15 protein-coding genes are annotated in these 18254 nt (G+C 61.1%); 7 read left to right on the forward strand and 8 right to left on the reverse strand.

Annotated elements, in window-relative coordinates:
• Nucleotides 1-580: 580 nt before the first annotated feature.
• A complete protein-coding gene (locus ACCQ08_RS06640) occupies nt 581-1423 on the forward strand; it encodes a siderophore-interacting protein (protein WP_373449277.1) in 843 nt (280 codons plus the stop codon).
• A 16-nt stretch (nt 1424-1439) separates the two neighbouring features.
• Here ACCQ08_RS06640 and ACCQ08_RS06645 read toward each other — a convergent pair whose 3' ends face one another.
• The 3 genes from ACCQ08_RS06645 to ACCQ08_RS06655 all read right to left on the reverse strand — a co-directional run bounded on the left by ACCQ08_RS06645 (nt 1440) and on the right by ACCQ08_RS06655 (nt 5706).
• Nucleotides 1440-1910: a lysozyme inhibitor LprI family protein gene (locus ACCQ08_RS06645; RefSeq protein WP_312453217.1), complete on the reverse strand. Its 471-nt coding sequence runs from the start codon at nt 1908-1910 to the stop codon at nt 1440-1442.
• Nucleotides 1911-1950: 40 nt separating this feature from the next.
• Nucleotides 1951-4641 (reverse strand): penicillin-binding protein 1A, encoded by a 2691-nt coding sequence (locus ACCQ08_RS06650; protein WP_373449278.1) that lies wholly within the window; start codon nt 4639-4641, stop codon nt 1951-1953.
• Between the two features lie 276 nt (nt 4642-4917).
• Nucleotides 4918-5706, reverse strand: a complete 789-nt coding sequence (locus tag ACCQ08_RS06655) for a 3-hydroxybutyrate dehydrogenase (RefSeq protein ID WP_312526322.1) — start codon at nt 5704-5706, stop codon at nt 4918-4920.
• A 199-nt stretch (nt 5707-5905) separates the two neighbouring features.
• On the opposite strand from ACCQ08_RS06655, the gene ACCQ08_RS06660 reads away from it, so the two are divergent.
• From ACCQ08_RS06660 to ACCQ08_RS06670, 3 genes are all read left to right on the forward strand, one after another.
• Nucleotides 5906-6376 (forward strand): peptidylprolyl isomerase, encoded by a 471-nt coding sequence (locus ACCQ08_RS06660; protein ID WP_373449279.1) that lies wholly within the window; start codon nt 5906-5908, stop codon nt 6374-6376.
• 115 nt (nt 6377-6491) lie between these two features.
• On the forward strand, nt 6492-7055 hold the full coding sequence (locus ACCQ08_RS06665) for a GNAT family N-acetyltransferase (protein WP_373449280.1): 564 nt from the start codon (nt 6492-6494) through the stop codon (nt 7053-7055).
• Between the two features lie 279 nt (nt 7056-7334).
• The gene (locus ACCQ08_RS06670) at nt 7335-7697 is read left to right on the forward strand and encodes an HPF/RaiA family ribosome-associated protein (RefSeq protein ID WP_239810053.1); all 363 of its coding nucleotides are present in this window, start codon (nt 7335-7337) and stop codon (nt 7695-7697) included.
• Nucleotides 7698-11140: 3443 nt separating this feature from the next.
• On the opposite strand, the gene ACCQ08_RS06675 is transcribed toward ACCQ08_RS06670, so the two are convergent.
• Together ACCQ08_RS06675 and ACCQ08_RS06680 are read right to left on the reverse strand one after the other, a co-directional pair.
• The gene (locus tag ACCQ08_RS06675) at nt 11141-11704 is read right to left on the reverse strand and encodes an acyloxyacyl hydrolase (RefSeq protein ID WP_239810054.1); all 564 of its coding nucleotides are present in this window, start codon (nt 11702-11704) and stop codon (nt 11141-11143) included.
• A gap of 166 nt (nt 11705-11870) precedes the next feature.
• Nucleotides 11871-12425: a Spy/CpxP family protein refolding chaperone gene (locus ACCQ08_RS06680; RefSeq protein ID WP_312414544.1), complete on the reverse strand. Its 555-nt coding sequence runs from the start codon at nt 12423-12425 to the stop codon at nt 11871-11873.
• Between the two features lie 309 nt (nt 12426-12734).
• On the opposite strand from ACCQ08_RS06680, the gene ACCQ08_RS06685 reads away from it, so the two are divergent.
• Nucleotides 12735-13814, forward strand: coding sequence for a recombination-associated protein RdgC (locus ACCQ08_RS06685; RefSeq protein ID WP_373449281.1), 1080 nt, complete (start codon nt 12735-12737; stop codon nt 13812-13814).
• Nucleotides 13815-13890: 76 nt separating this feature from the next.
• Here the strand turns inward: ACCQ08_RS06685 and cueR are convergent, their stop codons facing one another.
• The 3 genes from cueR to gstA form a co-directional block, all read right to left on the reverse strand.
• Entirely contained in the window at nt 13891-14367 is a 477-nt protein-coding gene (gene cueR, locus ACCQ08_RS06690) for a Cu(I)-responsive transcriptional regulator (RefSeq protein ID WP_312414541.1), read from the reverse strand.
• A 2-nt stretch (nt 14368-14369) separates the two neighbouring features.
• Nucleotides 14370-14564 carry a heavy-metal-associated domain-containing protein gene (locus ACCQ08_RS06695; RefSeq protein ID WP_373449282.1) on the reverse strand — a complete coding sequence of 65 codons (195 nt, stop codon included), beginning with the start codon at nt 14562-14564 and terminating at the stop codon, nt 14370-14372.
• Between the two features lie 176 nt (nt 14565-14740).
• Nucleotides 14741-15343, reverse strand: a complete 603-nt coding sequence (gstA, locus tag ACCQ08_RS06700; RefSeq protein WP_239810059.1) for a glutathione transferase GstA — start codon at nt 15341-15343, stop codon at nt 14741-14743.
• 210 nt (nt 15344-15553) lie between these two features.
• Here gstA and mnmG point away from each other — a divergent pair, with 210 nt between their 5' ends.
• Nucleotides 15554-17533 (forward strand): tRNA uridine-5-carboxymethylaminomethyl(34) synthesis enzyme MnmG, encoded by a 1980-nt coding sequence (mnmG, locus tag ACCQ08_RS06705; RefSeq protein WP_373449283.1) that lies wholly within the window; start codon nt 15554-15556, stop codon nt 17531-17533.
• Nucleotides 17530-18186 carry a 16S rRNA (guanine(527)-N(7))-methyltransferase RsmG gene (rsmG, locus tag ACCQ08_RS06710; protein WP_312414531.1) on the forward strand — a complete coding sequence of 219 codons (657 nt, stop codon included), beginning with the start codon at nt 17530-17532 and terminating at the stop codon, nt 18184-18186. Before mnmG ends, rsmG begins: the two co-directional genes overlap by 4 nt.
• The last annotated feature ends 68 nt before the right edge of the window (nt 18187-18254 follow it).

The raw sequence follows: 18254 nt of genomic DNA on the forward strand, positions 1-18254 counted from the left end.
CAGCTCGGTGTTGGGGACGAAGGCGCCGATGCCGGAGATGCCTTGGGCGGAGGCCCAAAATGCGCTGGAGAGTAGGTAGGCAAACAGACTTCCTCGTATCCACGGACGAGAAGCCGAATTGATGGGCGGCTTGGCCGGTGTTCCTGGGCCGCAGTGCATGGCGCTAGGCATGTGTAGATCCCTCCCAACTTTGTTTTTGGTTTTGCATTCATAAGGCGCCATCGCTGGAATCGCTTGCGACTTAAAAACTATCAATTAATCAAATTTGATAGTTTTTACATTTGATGCAGCAATGCTTACGCACAACTGACACGTCAGTGGAAATGCAACACAGAACAAATTGAAAAAGGGAAGCGCTCGCGCCGAATCTGCTGCTTCTCTAGGCAGTAGCCCGTTAGGTGGTCATCCAGATGGAGCAGGTGAAGGTAAAGGTGAACTGCCTTGCGCACACCCCCCAGCCTTTCGCAACCCCACCCCCGCCATAGCCACACCCCAACCAGGGATTGCCACCCCGCCCTAGCCACAGGAATGGTTCTCATTTAAGATAAAAGATATATCTTAGACACGGATTGAACACACCATGCCCTTGCAACTGAGCCTTCCCACGTCCCCTTCCCCCGAGCTGCTGGCTGCGCGTGCGCCTGAGCGGGCGCGCCATGAGATCAAGCTGCGCCGTACCACCGTTGCATCGGTGGAGCAGCTGACGCCGCATATGCTGCGCATCCGTTTGCAGGGTGCCGACCTGGCGGGATTTACCAGTCTGGGCTTTGATGACCATGTGAAGCTGCTGTTTCCGGATGCCAATGGCGAGCTGCAGTTGCCGCCGCCCGGCAGCGATGGCCTGCCGCCCGCGATGCGCGAGGCGATGCGGGACTACACGCCCCACTCTTACGATGCCCAGGCGCAGACCTTGGCGATTGACTTTGCGGTGCATGAGGCCGGCCCTGCCACGGCCTGGGCGCTGCAGGCGGCCGCGGGGCATGCACTGGGTATTGCGGGGCCGCGTGGCTCCTTCATCGTGCCCACGGCGTTTGATGGGCATCTGCTGATTGGTGACGATGCGGCGCTGCCAGCGATCACGCGCCGCCTGCGCGAGCTGCCTGCCGGCACCCAGGCGGTGGTGGTCGTGGAGGTGAATGACGCGGCCGACGAGCAAGCGCTGGACAGCGCTGCCGACCTGCAGGTGCACTGGGTGCACCGCCAGGGTCAGCCGGCCGGCGATGCGCAGCGGCTGCTAGCGGCTTTACGCCAGATCGATGCGCCAGCCGGCGATTACTACAACTGGGTGGCGCTGGAATCGGCGGCCGCCAAAGCGCTGCGTGCGGCGCTGATTGCCGAGCATGGCGCCCACCCCAAATGGACCAAGGCAGCGGCCTACTGGAAGCGCGGCAGCTCCGGTGTGCATGAAGTCATTGAAGAGTGACCGCACACATCCATCATCAAGGATAGGAGCGCAGATAGTCCAGCAGCTGGACGATACGCGCCTTGGTGACGCGGTTGCGGTACTCGCTGCGCGACAGCGCTGAGGTGCTGCCGAAGTCCTTGGCGTTCCAGGTGCCGTCGATAAAGGCGGCCTCGGTGGTCATGAAGGCCAGCCAGTTGCGCTGCGAGGCGCGCAGCTTTTGCGCGCCGGTGGCGCCGACCTTGGCCATCAGCTCGCGGTAGGTCTGGTTCAGTTCCACATCAAGTTGCTTGGCATAGGCGCTGCTCGCGCGCAGCATGTCTGCCGTCGTGTTCTGGTTGGCGACGGCGGCCTCCAGCGGCTGTATGCGCTGCTCAAAGGCGGCCAGGCGGTCGGGGGCATCGGGGTTGTCCACGGCCATCGCAGCGGTCGATGCCAACATGGCAGCGCCCAGGCATGCGGCGCGCATCCATTGCCAGCGGGTCTGGCGGCGGTGGTTGAAGACCATGGTTTACTCCTTAGAACTGCTTAAAAAATGGGCAATGGGATCAGTTGATCTCGCTGGCCGCAATACCTGCATTGCCGGACTGCGGGGCCGCCGCGCCAGACGGCGCCGCCCGGCGCCAGACCATGCCGCCATCGGCCGTGGGCACCGGTTGGCCCACGCTGCCGGATGACACCGGCGAGACGACCACGCCGCGCTCAATCGGCGGTGGGTTGCCCGACGGCTGGCTCTGTGGTGCGCTGGCGCTACCCGGGAAGGCCGGTGCCGCCGGTGCCGGGTTGGATGGCACGGGGTTGGACGATGGGCCAGGCACCACGACACCGGGTTGCGGCTGGCCCGCATCGGCCGGGCGCTGCGCGGGCATTTGCGGCTGCTGCGCTGGCGGTGGGTTGTTCTGGAAGGCGGGGTAGTCGCCTTCGCCACTCGGGCCGCGCGGGCCCGCGCCGCTCTGGCCTATCGGCCGCGCTTCGGGGTCGTCGATGACAGGCGCATCCCCGGGGTTGCCGCGATCGGGCAGCGGCTGCATTGCAGGCGGTTGCTCAAACGGATCGGCTGGTGGCTTGTTGTCGCCAAAGCCCAGCATCCAGCTGCGCAGGCGCTGCACAAAGGTGTTGTTCTCGGCCGGCATCTCAAAGCGGGCCTGTGCCTGCACCAGCTTGGCGCGCTGCGATGCGGCGGCCACTTCGGCGACGACTGGCAGCGCACTGTGGGCGCCCTGGCCCCAGTAGTCGTTCAGCTGCACGCGGCTGTCGTTGAAGCCGACCCAGGCGCCGCCCACCCAGTCGGGGTGCGCCAGCATGAACCAGCCGTCGGCATTGTCCTGCGTGGTGCCGGTCTTGCCGATCCAGTCGCCGCTGACGCCGTAGCGCGCCACCCCCCGGCCGGTGCCCTTGGTGATGACGCCACGCATCATGTCGATCAAGCCATAGGTGACGCCGCTGTCCAGCGCCAGCTCGGTCGCGGGTGGCTCAAACTCGGCCAGTACCTTGCCGTCGCGGTCGCTGATGCGGGTGACCATGACCGGCGCGCGGTAGCCGCCGCCATTGGCCAGGGTGGAATAGGCTGTCACCATCTCCTGCAAGGTGACCGGGCTGGTCCCCAGCGCCAGCGACATCACATCTTCAAGCTTGCTGTCGCGAACGCCCAGCGCCCGCGCCAGCTTGGCCACCTTGGCGGGGCCGACCTTGGCCATCACCTGGGCGGTGATGGTGTTCTTGGAGTAGGCCAGGCCATCAGCCAGGGTCATCGGTTGGTCCGATGGCGGGCCACCATCGGTGGGGCGCCAGAACTGACCGCCGCCCAGCGGAATGCGCACAGCCTCGTCCATCAGCTGGTCGCTGGGCAAGGCGCCGTCCAGCAGTGCGGCGCCATAGACAAAGGGCTTGAAGGTGGAGCCGGGCTGGCGGCGCGCTTGCGAGACATGGTCAAACGGGTCGATGGCAAAGTCGCGGCTGCCCACCCAGGCCAGCACATGGGCACTGCGCGGGTCCATCGCCATAAAGCCCACCTGCACGCGCACCTTGTCCTGGCGCAGGTTGGCCATGAAGTCGGCATCGGCCAACAGGCGCTGCAGCGCTTCGTCCTTGTCCTGGCCATCGGCCACTGCTTGGCGGTAGACGGCGCTTTCGCGCACAAAGCTTTGCACCAGTGGGTTCTTGGCGGTCCATTGGTTGCGGTTGCTCCACAGGCCATTGGCCGTCACCTGCAACTGCCGGCCCTGGCGCGCTACGGCCTGGTTGGCCCATTGCTGCACGCGCGAGTCGATGGTGGTCTGCACCACCAGGCCATCGGCATAGATGTTGTAGTCGTTGGCATCGGCCCATTCGATCAGCCACTTGCGCAGCGCCTGCGCAAAATGCGGCGCCATGCCCACGGCCTCGTCCTGGCGCTCAAAATCCAGCTTGATGCCGCGTTTTTTGAAGGTCTCGAAATCCTGGTCGCTGAGCTTGCCGTGCTTGTTCATCTGCGCCAGCACCGTGTTGCGGCGTTGCTGGGCCCGCTCAGGGTTTTGCACGGGGTTGTAGTAGCTGGTGCCCTTGAGCATGCCCACCAGGGTGGCGGCCTCGAGCACGCTCAGCTTCTGGGCAGGCTTGTCAAAGTAGGTGCGCGCGGCCATCTCGATGCCAAACGCGTTGTAGAGAAAGGGCACGGTGTTGAGGTAGGTCTCCAGGATCTCGTCCTTGGTGTAGGCCGATTCGATCTTGTAGGCCGTCACGGCCTCCTTGAGCTTGCGGTTGAGCGAGCGGGCGCGGCCGATTTCCTCGGGGAACATATTGCGCGCCAGCTGCTGGGTGATGGTGGAGCCGCCCTGGGGCCGGCCCATGGCCGTGTGCAGCACCGAGCCAAAGGTGCGGCGCCAATCGAGCGCGCCATGCTCATAAAAACGGTGGTCTTCGGTCGCGATCAGCGCGTTGATGACATTGGGCGAGATGTCCTTGAGGGCCACCCATTCGCGGTTGGAGCGCTTGTACTGCGCCAGCACCTTGCCGTCGGCTGATAGCAGCTGGGTGGGCGCCTCGACCTTGTTTTTTTGGATATCGCCGATCGACGGCGTCAGTGGAATCAGCAGCAGCACATAGAGCAGCAGCAGCACCGGCAAGGCCGCCACCGCCAGCAGCCATTGCTTTTTGCGGCGCGCGGCCAGCCACTGGCGCAGGCGCCGCGCCAGCACGGGCAGGGCGCTCGCTGCGCGGCGCACGGTCGTTGTCAAAGCGGAAATAAGGGGTATCGCCATGGAAAGAGTCTGCAAAACCTGGGCCGGCATCGCGCTGCGCGCAGCGCTGCTGAGGCCAATCCGCCATTGTCGGGCAGGCGGGGTTTCCCCGCCTGCCGGCTGTGCAAAGCAGACTGCAAACCATGTAACAAATGTGGGCTTCTGCCAACGGCAGACGCGGCGCCTACAGCGCACTTTCAGCGGTTTTAGCTGATTTAATCATCAGATTAACGGCGGATAACGCCTGGCAGCCCGCGTCCCCGATGCTTTGTGACGGCGTGTGGCCGCAGACCGGCATCACTCCATGAACCAGCCGTGGCTGACAATCAGGGACTGCCCTGTCAGCGCATTGGTGGGGAAGGCCGCAAAGAACAGCGCGACGCGCGCCACATCGTCCACGGTGGTGAACTCGCCATCGACGGTGTCCTTGAGCATCACGTTCTTGATCACATCGGCTTCGCTGATGCCCAGTTCCTTGGCCTGCTCGGGGATCTGCTTGTCCACCAGGGGCGTGCGCACATAGCCCGGGCAGATCACATTGGCGCGCACGCCTTGCGGGCCACCCTCCTTGGCGACCACCTTGGCCAGGCCTTCCAGGCCATGCTTGGCGGTCACATAAGGGGCCTTGAGCTTGGAGGCCTCTTTGGAGTGCACCGAGCCGGTGTAGATGATGCTGCCGCCCCGGCCCTGCGCATACATGTGCTTGATGCAGGCGCGGGTAGTAAGGAAGGCGCCATCGAGCTGGATGGCCAGCATTTTTTGCCACTCCTGCAGGCTGAATTCCTGCACCGGCTTGACGATCTGGATGCCGGCATTGCTCACCAGGATATCGATGCCGCCATAGGCCTTCACCGCGGCTTCGACCGAGGCGTCCACCTGGTCTTCCTGCGTCACATCGACCGCCAGCCCCAGGGCGGTACCGCCCTTGCCTGCAATATCCTTGGCCGCCGCCTCGGCAGCTTCCTGCTTCAGATCGGCGATCACCACCTTGGCGCCCTGCTGCGCATACAGATCGGCGATGGCCTTGCCAATGCCACTGGCGGCGCCCGTCACATAGGCCACCTTGCCTGCGAGTTGCTGAACCATTTCTTCTTCCTTTCGACCGGAAAAGCGGTCACAAATCCCAAGTCTCGCGCTGCACTGCAGCATGCATCCGTAGGAGAGCAAGCCGTTTGCATGACAAGCGCCAAACCCTTGGCGCGGCCCCTGCCATCCGGCCCCGCGATGGAGCGCAGCGGCGGCAAGCCCTACACTTGCGGTTTTGCCAGACTCTTCGAACAAGACCATGAACATCACCAAAGACTGCGCCGTCACCATCCAATACAAGGTGACCGATGCGCAAGGCAAGCCGCTGGACAGCGGCAACCTCGCCTACCTGCATGGCGGCTATGAAAACATCTTCCCCAAGGTGGAGGCCGCTTTTGAAGGCCAGGCCGTGGGTTTCAGCACCAGCGTGGATCTGGCGGTGGAAGATGCCTTTGGCGAACGTGACGAGAGCCTGGTGCGTGTCATCCCCAAGAGCGAGTTCCCACCGGGCGTGAAGGTGGGCGGCCAGCTGCGCGGCGCCAATGACCGTGGCGAGCCCCAGGCCTTCTACGTCAAGAAGATCAAGGGCCCGGAAGTGCACCTGGATGGCAACCACCCGCTGGCCGGCCTGGCGCTGCGCTTTAGCGGCAAGGTAATCGATGTGCGCGCGGCCAGCGAAGAAGAAATTGCCCACCGCCATGTGCATGGCGCGCACGGCCACCACCATTGATACAGTGGTGCAGCAGGGCGCTTTAGAGCCCGCTGCGCTTGGCATTGTTGATCATCCCAGCGGCTCACGCAGATGCCTTGCGTGCCAGCCGCTTTTTCATTCATGAAAGCCACCCATGACCGCCCCCCTGATCGAGCCCCGCACCGCCCGACTGCAGCTGCGCCAATGGCAGCCGCAAGACCGGGAAGCCTTTGCCGCGATGACGGCCGACCCCGAGGTGATGCGCTACTTTCCCGCGCCGCTGACCCGGGCGCAAAGCGATGCGATGGCGGACCGCTGCGAGGCGCTGGTGGCAGAGCGTGGTTGGGGCGTCTGGGCGGTGGAACGGCTGGAATACCAGCAATTCATTGGCATCGTTGGCCTGCATGTGCCGCAGGCCGACCTGCCTTTTTCTCCCTGCGTCGAAATCATGTGGCGCCTGGCGCGCCATGCCTGGCACCAGGGCTTGGCCACCGAGGCGGCGCAAGCAGCACTGGCCGTGGGCTTTGGCCCGTTGCAGCTGGCTGAAATCGTGGCCTTCACCACCACCAGCAACCTGCCATCGCAGGCGCTGATGCAGCGCCTGGGCATGGAGCGCGACCAGGCGGGAGACTTTGAACACCCTGCCCTGCCCGAAGGCCACCCGTTGCGCACCCATGTGCTGTATCGCCTGCCCGCTTCAACATTTGCAGCAAGCTAAAACGCGCAGCGCCCTGCAGCCAGGGCCGTCTGCTGGGGACGGCCCGCCGCGTTTCAAGCCCATCGCTGCCCCGCCCGGCCGTCCGAACGCCTCCCCTTGGGGCTGTAGGACGCTTGATCTTTCTCAGGGCTTTTACGCATATTGACCATGTCGCGGTCTGAGCTGCAGTTTTGCGCGTTAGGATGTATCTAACTCAATGCCGCAAGGCGATGGCCTTCGCGGCATCCGGTTGTCAAAGCTGGGCCGCCCGCCCAGCAAGTTCGAGAAAGGAGCACATCCATGCAAGTTCAAGTGCACGCTGGTGACAATGTCCAAGGCGGAGAATCTCTCTCCCAATGGGCACAGACCGAGGTACAAAACAAGCTTTCGCGCTTTCGCGAATATGTGACCCGCGTGGAGGTTTACCTCACCGATGTGGACGCGCTGAAAAACGGCGGCAAGGGCAAGCGCTGCGTCATGGAGACACGGGCCAACGGGCGCCAACCCCTGGCGGTCAACGCCGAGGCCGAGAAGGTTGCCGAGGCCTTCAATGCGGCGCTGGAAAAGCTGCACCGCGCGCTGGACACCGACGTCGCCAAGATGCGCGACAAGAGCAACCGCGAAACCATCCGCACTGCCACCGACGAAGACGCCGAAGCCTGAGGGCTGAAACGGGCCTGAAAAGGCCCTTCTCCTGAACAAAGCACCGCCTGGCGGTGCTTTTTTGCGTCTGCTGATGCGTTTTGCTGGCCATGCGCCTGGAGCTTGGAGGTTGGCTCCCGGCCCGCTGTGGCGCTGATGCGCTGTGGCGCTCTGCAGCGCGGCCCGCATGCAAGATCCCTTTGCACGAACGAGCGCTGCAGCGATGGTTTTTGGGTGATGGGCCGGCCGCACCCGCACCCCGCGCCCGCATTTATCGCGCACCCGCACCCAGACACCGGGGGGCGGAAAGCGCATCGCTTTGCAGCGTGCCTATCTGCCGCTCACCAGCGCCTAGAGCGGAAGGAAGTGGGTCAGGAGTAGCTGCTGGCTACCCTGGCGTCCGCCTCACAGCATGTTCGCGGCATCTTCGTGGCCTCTCTTCCCACCCTGCTCAGCTGCGCCATCACCTCCCCAGGCGCAAACAGCCCTGGGTACGCACCTACCAACGCTCGATAGCGGTCATTCGAATTGACTGAATGCACCGTGCCAGTGGTGTCTTGGGACGCTGAAAAACCGGTGGATATCTTCATGTGTTCAATGGATAGATCCATGCACAAGTTATACACATGTGACAAAAATCCATGGCTCTTGTTGCTTTCATAAAAGATATCCACAGACTCATACCACTTTTTGAAAGCACGCACTTTGCCACAAAAATACCTGAAACTATCTATTTTTTGCACATTTCTTCGCAACATACCGTTATTTTCTATATCTCACTCCGAATGTGTGTCCAACAGCCATCGGCAACAGGTACAAACAATACACAACTTTTTCCACAGTTTTTGACTTGTTTTGCTGATTTTTTAGGCAATCTTCTTAAAGCAATTTATCCATATCCAATTGTGGATAAAACCACAAGCAGCTATTTTCTAACCGAAAATCACTATGTTCTGTGCATAACTTATCTAAAAAAAGGTCAATTTATCCACAGGATGCACCGAGAACATGCCAGCAAGTCAATTTGTGGATAAGTAAGATCCGAACAGGTGGCTGTCGTTTTAACGCATAAGTGCTTTACTTATCCACAAATCTGGGCCATCGTATAGCGGGATGCCGGTCGGAGAAATGTGCATAACTCTTTCTCTTCCATTTTCACAGTGTGGAATTTATCGCGATGTGAAAGATTATTCACAAGTGTGACCAGGATAACTTGTTGACAAATTGCGCCATGTCGCGGTCCACTTTGCATAAAAAAACAGCATTTATCGATTCATCTATTGATAGCATTGGGATAGCAGATATGAAATGAATGGCTTTTCATTTCAGTTTATTTGAATCATTCAAATTGAAATTTTGGATTTGACGCGGGGAGGCTGGGGGCGGCGCCGTCTGGTTTGAAGGGGGGCTCGACCGCGTTCTTGATGCCGTATGCCGCGCACAGGCCATGTGGCAAAAAAAATCAGCCGAGTTGCATCGGCTGATGAGTGCTGGCGCACGGGGGTCCGCCCTGCGGTGTTGGCTGTGATGCGGAGGGCGTTCCAAACATGCTGGTGCGATCCAAAAATTGGACTTTGGAGCCGGGAATTGGTATGCGCCGCCCCATCGCGCAGGGGCTCAACGGCTACTTCCAGCGTTTACAGCCAAGCCTGTAGCGCCAGCGGCTTGGTCTGATCGTCTGGAGTGACGGAAGGGAAGCAAAAAAGACCAGCACGGCCCGTGATGGGCATCGACTGCGCCCGGCGAGCGGCGAGCCACAAAAAACAGGGCCTCTGTGCGCAGATCCGGAGCCTGGGTACGGCTCCGTGGAAGCGAGATGTCCACAGGCGGCACGCACCCATCCGTCAGCGGGTCCGAGTCATCGATCTCCACTCGCAGCCGTGACCGCACAGAAGGCGCAGAGACCCGCGTTCTGCACACGCCGATTTTTTCACTCAAAAGGCGCATTGCCGCCCACAAGACAGCACAAGAGGCTTGGGTGCACACACCATCCATCTCGGCGTAATGACAGCAATCCATTGTTTTTCCTGGTTATTTTCAGATTCACAGCCTTACCCACAGGCGATGTCATCGGACCTGCAGACCCAGGGCCCCAAAAGAACTGTGGATAACTTTTGGGATAAAGCAACAACAACCCATGGGTTACCCACAAACATGCCCCCGTCCAGGAACTTGCTCCGCTCTCATGCACCGGCAATAAGGCCTGGTGCACACAGACCGACGGCGTGCTAGAGGACTGATTTATCATTAAAAAAAACTTATCCACAGATTTCTCAGCCACATCGTTCAGCGCCAAAAACCTCCAATGCTGCCCTGGACGTTGTGGGTAATTTTTAGCACTCACGCATTCATACGCACAGCAGACGCCAGTACGCACGCCATCTGTGGGGACAGCAGAACATATGTGGATAAGTTATTATTTATCAAACACTTGTCGAAATTTCGACGCGACAGAATGTGTGTGGATAATGCATGCGCCCAAACCAACTTATCCACAGAAATAACCCATACCCTCTACTTATCCACTTTGCAGTGACAAGCGTAGACGGGTACCATCAACATGGTTGGGAAAATTTCAAGCTTTTGAAAATTTTTGCTTTATTGAACTTATCCACAGAAGTGAGGGCCCTCCTACTACTACCTACTATTCTTTTAAAGAAAATAAAAGAAAAACCAAAGGCAAGCTCGGCAAGGTTTCATATCTTGAAATTTTTCAGACTGTGAAAATTCAGACGGCCAGGGGGTAAGAGACATCGCGCTGAGCGCTTCCAAAAAGTGCCTCAGGCTTCCCGCCACATCCAGAACGCAGAGGAAAGAAGGGCTTCGCCAGTCCGTGGCTTCGTCAGCGAGATCCTGTCGCTATGTTCGCTAGTTCTTGCCCGGTAGATGCACTGTGCGCAAATGCACAGCCCAACATAGGTGTTAGCTATACTTTTGGATGCGTGTCGCTAACGGTGATGCCGCTTAGCAGGGAATGGAAGAGAGTTGTTGACCGGGTATCGCGCTTGCTGTCGTGCTGCGGGTAGCAGGGGATTCGCTGGTCGGCGGCGCAAATCTCCATCGGTTACCGGGCTCCGCTCCAAGAATGCCGTCTACCGCGCACAAGGAGCCTGTGGGCGCCTGGGAGGTTGGTGGGTAGGGCAAGGGGTTGGTAAAGCGTGCAGCGCACCTCCTGCGGGCCCTGCTGCCGTTCAAACGCACTCGCTGGCGAACATCCATTGGCTATGGGCGGCCGCCCTGTAGCACAGGACACTGCGCTATTTCTCTGATGCTGTATGTTTATACAGTTGCTGACTGGGTACTTGCTCTGGCCGTGTTGAGCTGGCCGCTACGTCATACAGGCTCTCCAGGCTGCCCCGGCAGCTCCACTCAGCGTTAGACGCCTCCCTGATCACCATCCCCTGCGCCAGGCAAAAAAATACCGCCAGAAGGCGGTAGCAAGGGGAAGAGGGGGATTGAGGGGATCAGAAGTGCCGTGCGTAGCGCAGTTGCACAAAGTTCTCGCCCGGGTTGGGGCGCTTGATCGACGCGTTGGAGAGATGCTCCAGGCGCACGGACCATTCGTTCTCACGGCGCATGCCGGTGAAGTAGCCCACGCCGATATGGGTGCCGAAATTGAACGCGGTCGAAAAGCGCTTTTCACGGCTTTCGTACAGCTTGCTGGAGACGTAACCGCCCAGACCGGCTTCGACGAACCAGGGGTACTGGCTCTTGCTATGGAAGCGCAAGGTGGGTACCAGACCGACGACGGCGATGGTGCGGCTGCCTTCGCGTTCCATGCGGTCCGAGTTCCAGGCCGACAGGCTCATGTCCCAATGGGCGGTGACGGGATGGCCCCACCAGAAGGTCTTCCAGTCCATAGGAATGGTCGAGCCAATGGTGAGCGCACGTGCGTCACGCTCGGCAACACCGGCTTGTAGGTACAAGGTAGCGGTGTTGCGCTTATCGGCGAATTGCGCATGGGCAGAAGCACTCCAGACAGTCAGCGCGCACAAGCCGACAGCGGAGAGGAGAGGGCGGTATTGCATCAAATAATGTTACACCTGGTCAACTCTTGCTTCTGTCAGCAAAAGCAGGTTGTTGTCTGTATGCAACCGCTGACGAGACCACCAGCAAAAAAGGCGCAGCTGATGACAGCTGCGCAAGAGGGGATGGAGAGCGATCCGAGGGGGGAGGGGGGAGGGGGTGTCCGCCTTATTTACTGTCGATAGGTGGAACAGTCTGTTTCGCATTTGGGCCTTGATGGCGCTGGCCATGGGGCCCCTTGCCCTCCGGCCCGTGTCCACGGCGTTCATGCATCTTCAAGGTCTCCGCATCGAAGGTCTTTTGCTGCTCAGGCGTCAGCGTCGCATAGAAAGCCTTGGTCGCCTGGTTGCGTTGGTCCATGGCCGCCTGGTGCTTGGCATGCATGGCCTGCATTGCGTCAATGCGCTCTGGGGTGGTCAACTTGGCCAGATCAGCACGCTCAGGGCGCTCACCCGGGGCAGGGCGCTGGGGCTTGATGGCCGCCACATAGCTGGTCCAGGCTGCTTCCTGGCTGGCATTGAGCTTGAGCGAGGCCTTGAGGGCCTGCATGCGCTGGGCCATACGGGCCTCGCGTGCTTCAGGACCATGGCCCTTTTTGGCGGGGGCGGGGGCGCTTTGCACGGTAGGGGCTGCTGCTGGCGTGCTGGGGGTCTGGGCAAAGCTGGAAACTGACAGGCTGGCCAGCATGGCGGTCACGATGGCGCTACGTTGCAAGAGAGACATGGTGTTTCCTTTCCGGGTTGTGATGTCTGATGCGATGTATGCAGTGTCCGCCTGCCATGTAAGAGCCCCGTCACCGCCCGGTATGACTGTGTAAAGAATTACCAATTTTGGTTGTTCGGCTTCGTGGAAATGCGCTGCTGGCAGCCGGTCAACCCATCCAAACCCCGGCTTTTTTGCCCGGTTCATCGCTCTGGGGCAGGCCCGATTCGCGGCACAATGGACGGCAGATCAGTGCGGCACACCAGGGCCGCTTGTGTTTTTTAAAGGGCTGCCCAGCAGGTTGGCAGCCTTCCAGAACAAAGGAATGGCATGTTCAAGAACATGATTTTTTACCGCATCTCCGAAGCCTGGCAGCCGGATTTGGTGGCGCTGGATACCGCCTTGGCCAAGCAGCAGTTTGAGCAGTGCGGTGCCACCCAGGAAAAGTCCACCGGATGGGTGCCCCCGCGCGGCGAAGAGCACGGGGCCATGGTCGAATCGGTGGGCGGCCAATGGATCTTGCGGCTGATGAGCGAGAGCAAGATGCTGCCCGCGAGCGTGCTCAACCGCAAGCTCGATGAGAAGCTCGCCCATATCGAAGCCCAGGAAGGCCGCAAGCCCGGCAAGAAGGAAAAGCAGGAGCTCAAGGACGAGTGCAAGCTGGATCTGCTGCCGATGGCCTTCACCAAGCAAGGCGGGCTGTGGATCTGGATCGATCCGCAGGCGCGGCTTTTGGTGCTGGACACCAGTAGCCAGGGCCGGGCCGATGAGGTGATCACGATGCTGGTCGAGGCCTCGCCCGGTTTTGCCGTGGCGCTGATCGATACCCAGAACAGCCCCCAGGGCGCGATGTCCGCCTGGCTGCACAGCTACGATGCGCCGGCAGGTTTCAGCATCGACCAGGAGTGCGAGCTCAAGAGCGCCGACGAATCCAAGGCCGTTGTGCGCTATGCCCGCCACCCGCTGGGCATCGACGAGATCCGCGAGCATATCGACCAGGGCAAGCTGCCCACCAAGCTGGCGCTGACCTGGGACGACCGGGTCAGCTTCGTGCTGACCGAGGACCTGCAGCTCAAGAAAGTGGCCTTGCTCGATGTGGTGATGGAAGGCGCCAGTGAGGATGGCGGCTTCGACGCCGACGTGGCCATTGCCACTGGTGAGTTCAGCCAGCTGATTCCGGATCTGATCCAGGCGTTGGGCGGTGAAGGCCGCACCGAGCTGGGCCAGTTGCCTGACCGGGGCAATAAACCCGCTGCAGCGGCCCTGGAAGGGGCTGCAGCGCCCGTCAAACCGATCAGCCTGGGTGCGGGCGTGGGCAAGCCTTTCGATGCGTCTGGCAAGCCTGGCGGCATGCAGACCGGTCCCAAATCGGCGCCGGTGGACCAGGATCCGGATTCCAGCCCCTTCTGACGGCTACCCCACAGAAACAGCAACGCGCTCCCAGGAGCGCGTTTTTTATGGCTGAGGCGGTTGTCTGTCCAAGCGTTCAATGCTTGCAGCAGCTGGCCGCATCTGGCGCCGCCGCAGGGTCCGACAGACTGTCGAGAATAGGGCAGTCCGGACGCTGGTCGCCATGGCAGCTGTGCACCAGCGTCTGCAACGAGCGCTCCATCGCTTTCATCGCGGCAATGCGCTCGCGCAAGGTCTCGATATGCTTTTGCGCAATCTCCTTGACCGAACTGCTGGCGCGCTGCTTGTCGTGCCACAGGTTGAGCAGGTTCTCGATCTCCTCCATCGAGAAGCCCAGATCGCGGCTGCGGCGGATGAAGGAGAGGGTGTGCACATCCGACTCGGTATACAGGCGGTAGCCGCTGTCGGTGCGGTTCACATGCGGCAGCAGGTTCAGCGACTCGTAGTGGCGGGCCATGCGTGCAGAAATACCCGCCAGCTGGGCCGCTTTGCTGATGGACACCGGCCAGGCGATGGACCGCTCAGCCGCAGGCTTGCGTGACGGGCGGGCCATGATTACTGGACCTGGTAGCCTTCGGCCGCGATGGCCGCCGCGATCTTGTCTGCCGGCTGGCTGGAGTCAACGACGACCTTGCCTTGGGCGCGGTCAATCGCTACCTTGGCCTGGGCGTCGAGCTGCTGCACAGCCTGGGTGACGGCGCGCTCGCAGTGGCCGCAGGTCATGCCTTGGACTTGGAAGGTGTTTTGCATGGGGTTTCCTTTCAGTGGTTGATGGCCTGATCTTGAAAGCTGACACGGTGTGAAGGTCAAGAGCAGGGTCTTTACGCGATGCACCCGTACAAGGATCGGGACATCGGCACCGCATCACCATCGCATCGGCCGGGATGTGTTTCACGTGAAACAGCATCCCCTGGCCGGCAGAGCGATTACTGCTTTTCTTCTGCAATGGCCTGTTGTACCGCAGGCCGGGCACCCACGCGTTGCATGAAGCTGGCCAGGTTTTGCAGGCCGCTGGTGTCGACACCGACAAACTTGCTCCAGCCGCACACGGTGAACAGGTAGGCATCGGCCACGGTGAAATCCGTGCCCATCAGGAACTCCTTGCCTTCCAGCTGCGAATCCACCCAGGTCAGACGCTTGAGCACATGCACGCGGGACATGTCCTTGACGGTGTCGGGCAGGTTGGGGTTGAACAGCGGCGAGAAGCCCTTGTGGATCTCGGTGCCGATGAAGCCCAGCCATTCCTGCAGCTGGTAGCGCTCAAAGGTGCCGTTGGCAGGTGCCAGCTTGGAGGCTGGCGCCTGGTCGGCGATGTACTGCACGATGGCCGGGCCTTCGCGCAGGCGCTGGCCATTGTCCAGCTCCAGCACCGGCACATAGCCCAGCGGGTTGATGGTGTAGAAGTCGGTGCCGTCCTTGAGCTGGTGGGTCTTGGTGCTGGCCATCTCCAGGGTGAAGGGCAGGCCGGCTTCCAGCAGGGCAATATGGGGCGACAGCGAACAGGCGCCAGGAGAGAAATACAGCTTCATCGACAAATCTCCAGTAAAGGTTAAAGCCGAACCATGCTATCGCTTTTGACAAGGCTCTGCAGCAGCGGTGGATGCGGCGCAATAACACGGCTGCCGGCGTGTAAACACCCCAGTCATTAAAATAGCGGGCAAAACCGACTATTTGCCATTTCGGCAGAAGGGCTGACTGACTGCGAGGCGCATGCCTTGCGAGCCCTGGAACGAGGCCCCATGAGCCAAACCCCCTATACCTACCCGCAAGAATTCGATGTCATCGTTGTCGGTGGCGGCCATGCCGGCACCGAGGCAGCGCTGGCCGCTGCCCGCATGGGCAGCAAGACGCTGCTGCTGACCCACAATATTGAAACCCTGGGCCAGATGAGCTGCAACCCCAGCATTGGCGGCATCGGCAAAGGCCATCTCGTCAAGGAAGTGGACGCGCTCGGCGGCGCGATGGCGCTGGCCACCGACAAGGGCGGCATCCAGTTCCGCATTCTCAACAGCTCCAAGGGCCCGGCCGTGCGCGCCACCCGTGCCCAGGCCGACCGCATCCTGTACAAGGCGGCGATCCGCGAGATGCTGGAGAACCAGCCCAACCTCTGGCTGTTCCAGCAAGCGGTGGATGACCTGATGGTGGAGGGCGACCGCGTGGTCGGCGCCGTGACCCAGGTAGGGATCCGCTTTCGCAGCCGCACCGTAGTGCTGACGGCCGGCACCTTCCTGGATGGCAAGATCCACGTGGGCCTGAACCACTATGCTGCTGGCCGTGCCGGCGATCCGCCAGCGGTCAGCCTGTCGGCGCGGCTGAAGGAGCTGAAGCTGCCCCAGGGGCGCCTCAAGACCGGCACCCCGCCACGCATCGATGGCCGCTCGATCGACTTCAGCCAGTGTGAAACCCAGCCTGGCGATGGCATGCCCGGTGGCGTGAACGAGGGCCAGTTGCCAGTGTTCAGCTTCATGGGCGATGCGGCGATGCACCCGGCGCAGATGCCTTGCTACATCACCCACACCAATGCGCGCACGCACGAGATCATCCGCAGCGGCTTTGACCGCAGCCCGATGTTCACCGGCAAGATCGAGGGGGTAGGGCCGCGCTACTGCCCCAGTGTGGAAGACAAGATCAACCGCTTTGCCGACAAGGAAAGCCACCAGATCTTTCTGGAGCCTGAAGGCCTGACCACCCACGAGTACTACCCCAATGGCATCTCGACCAGCCTGCCGTTCGATGTGCAGTACGAGTTGGTGCGCAGCATGAAGGGCCTGGAGAACGCCCACATCCTGCGCCCGGGCTATGCGATCGAGTACGATTACTTCGACCCGCGCTCGTTGAAGAACAGCTTTGAGACCAAGCAGATCCAGGGCCTGTTCTTTGCCGGCCAGATCAATGGCACGACCGGCTATGAAGAGGCGGCAGCCCAAGGCCTGTTTGCCGGCCTGAACGCCGCACTGCAATGCCGGGGCGAAGGCCCCTGGACGCCGCGCCGCGATGAAGCCTACCTTGGCGTGCTGGTGGACGACCTGATCACCAAGGGGGTGACCGAGCCCTACCGCATGTTTACCAGCCGTGCGGAGTTCCGCCTGCAGCTGCGTGAAGACAATGCCGATATGCGCCTGACGGAAGAGGGCCGCAAGATGGGCCTGGTCGACGATGCGCGCTGGGATGCTTTCAGCCGCAAGCGCGACGCTGTTTCACGTGAAACAGAACGCCTCAAGGCCACCTGGGTGAACCCACGCATCGTGACTGCCCAAGAGGCCGAACGTGTGTTGGGCAAGGCGATGGAGCGGGAGTACAACCTGTTCGACCTGCTGCGCCGCCCTGGTGTGGACTACGCGACGTTGATGAGCCTGAACGAAGGCGCTTACCAAACCAGCGACGTTTCACGTGAAACACTGGGTGGTTTGAGCGAGTCCGTGATGGAGCAGGTCGAGATTGGCGCCAAGTACTCGGGCTATATCGACCGTCAGAAGGATGAAGTGGAGCGTGCGGCCCATTATGAAAAGCTGCGCCTGCCCGCCGAGCTGGACTACATGCAGGTGACGGCCCTGTCGTTTGAGGTGCGCCAGAAGCTGCAAACCCACCGCCCTGAAACCCTGGGCCAGGCATCGCGTATTTCCGGTGTCACACCTGCTGCCATTTCGCTGCTGATGGTGCACCTGAAAAAAGGCGGCTTCAAAGGCTTCAGCACTGCACAAGAGGTAACGACTGCATGAGCGCTCTGTTGGAAGCCCCCCTGCGTGACGGCGTACAGCAACTGGGTCTGTCGCTGGACGACCAGCAGATTGCACAGCTGATGGCGTTTTTGGATCTGCTGCAGAAGTGGAACAAGGTCTACAACCTGACCTCGGTGCGCGACCCGCAAGAGATGCTGACCCACCATCTGCTCGACAGCCTGGCGGCGGTGCCGCCGCTGGTACGCCATTTGCAGGGCACGGGTCTGCCGGCCCCCAGGCTGCTCGATGTCGGATCGGGTGGTGGTCTGCCTGCCGTGGTATTTGCGATCTGTCTGCCCCAGCTGGATGTGAGCTGCGTCGATACCGTTGGCAAGAAGATCGCCTTCATCCAGCAGGCGGCTGCGGCGCTGCGCCTGCGCAACCTGCACGGCATCCAGTCGCGGGTGGAGCAGCTGAGCCAGCAGTACGACGTGGTCAGCTGCCGCGCCTTTGCCGCGTTGCAGGACTTTACCGCCTGGTCGGCCCAGACCCTGAAGGCCGATGGCATCTGGCTGGCGATGAAGGCCAAGCGCCCCGACGATGAGCTGGCTTTGTTGCCCGCCACGGTACAGCTGCTGAACATCGAGCCGCTGCAGGTGCCCGGTCTCGATGCCGAGCGCTGCATTGTCTGGATGCGCCACCAAGCCTCCTGATGCAGGCGTGCTGCGGCTCAGCTGCGGCGCTGAATCCCATCCCTGCAGAGCCCCGATTTTTCGGGGCT

The organism is Comamonas sp. SY3 (assembly GCF_041730275.1).
Classification (GTDB): Bacteria; Pseudomonadota; Gammaproteobacteria; order Burkholderiales; family Burkholderiaceae_C; genus Comamonas; species Comamonas sediminis.

Coding starts and splice junctions, on each gene's coding strand:
- ACCQ08_RS06665 (WP_373449280.1), top strand. CDS start 6,492: ATGACCGCCCCCCTGATCGAGCCCCGCACCGCCCGACTGCAGCTGCGC.
- ACCQ08_RS06655 (WP_312526322.1), bottom strand. CDS start 5,706: ATGGTTCAGCAACTCGCAGGCAAGGTGGCCTATGTGACGGGCGCCGCC.
- gstA (WP_239810059.1), bottom strand. CDS start 15,343: ATGAAGCTGTATTTCTCTCCTGGCGCCTGTTCGCTGTCGCCCCATATT.
- cueR (WP_312414541.1), bottom strand. CDS start 14,367: ATGGCCCGCCCGTCACGCAAGCCTGCGGCTGAGCGGTCCATCGCCTGG.
- ACCQ08_RS06650 (WP_373449278.1), bottom strand. CDS start 4,641: ATGGCGATACCCCTTATTTCCGCTTTGACAACGACCGTGCGCCGCGCA.
- ACCQ08_RS06685 (WP_373449281.1), top strand. CDS start 12,735: ATGTTCAAGAACATGATTTTTTACCGCATCTCCGAAGCCTGGCAGCCG.
- ACCQ08_RS06645 (WP_312453217.1), bottom strand. CDS start 1,910: ATGGTCTTCAACCACCGCCGCCAGACCCGCTGGCAATGGATGCGCGCC.
- ACCQ08_RS06670 (WP_239810053.1), top strand. CDS start 7,335: ATGCAAGTTCAAGTGCACGCTGGTGACAATGTCCAAGGCGGAGAATCT.
- mnmG (WP_373449283.1), top strand. CDS start 15,554: ATGAGCCAAACCCCCTATACCTACCCGCAAGAATTCGATGTCATCGTT.
- ACCQ08_RS06640 (WP_373449277.1), top strand. CDS start 581: ATGCCCTTGCAACTGAGCCTTCCCACGTCCCCTTCCCCCGAGCTGCTG.
- ACCQ08_RS06680 (WP_312414544.1), bottom strand. CDS start 12,425: ATGTCTCTCTTGCAACGTAGCGCCATCGTGACCGCCATGCTGGCCAGC.
- rsmG (WP_312414531.1), top strand. CDS start 17,530: ATGAGCGCTCTGTTGGAAGCCCCCCTGCGTGACGGCGTACAGCAACTG.
- ACCQ08_RS06695 (WP_373449282.1), bottom strand. CDS start 14,564: ATGCAAAACACCTTCCAAGTCCAAGGCATGACCTGCGGCCACTGCGAG.
- ACCQ08_RS06660 (WP_373449279.1), top strand. CDS start 5,906: ATGAACATCACCAAAGACTGCGCCGTCACCATCCAATACAAGGTGACC.
- ACCQ08_RS06675 (WP_239810054.1), bottom strand. CDS start 11,704: ATGCAATACCGCCCTCTCCTCTCCGCTGTCGGCTTGTGCGCGCTGACT.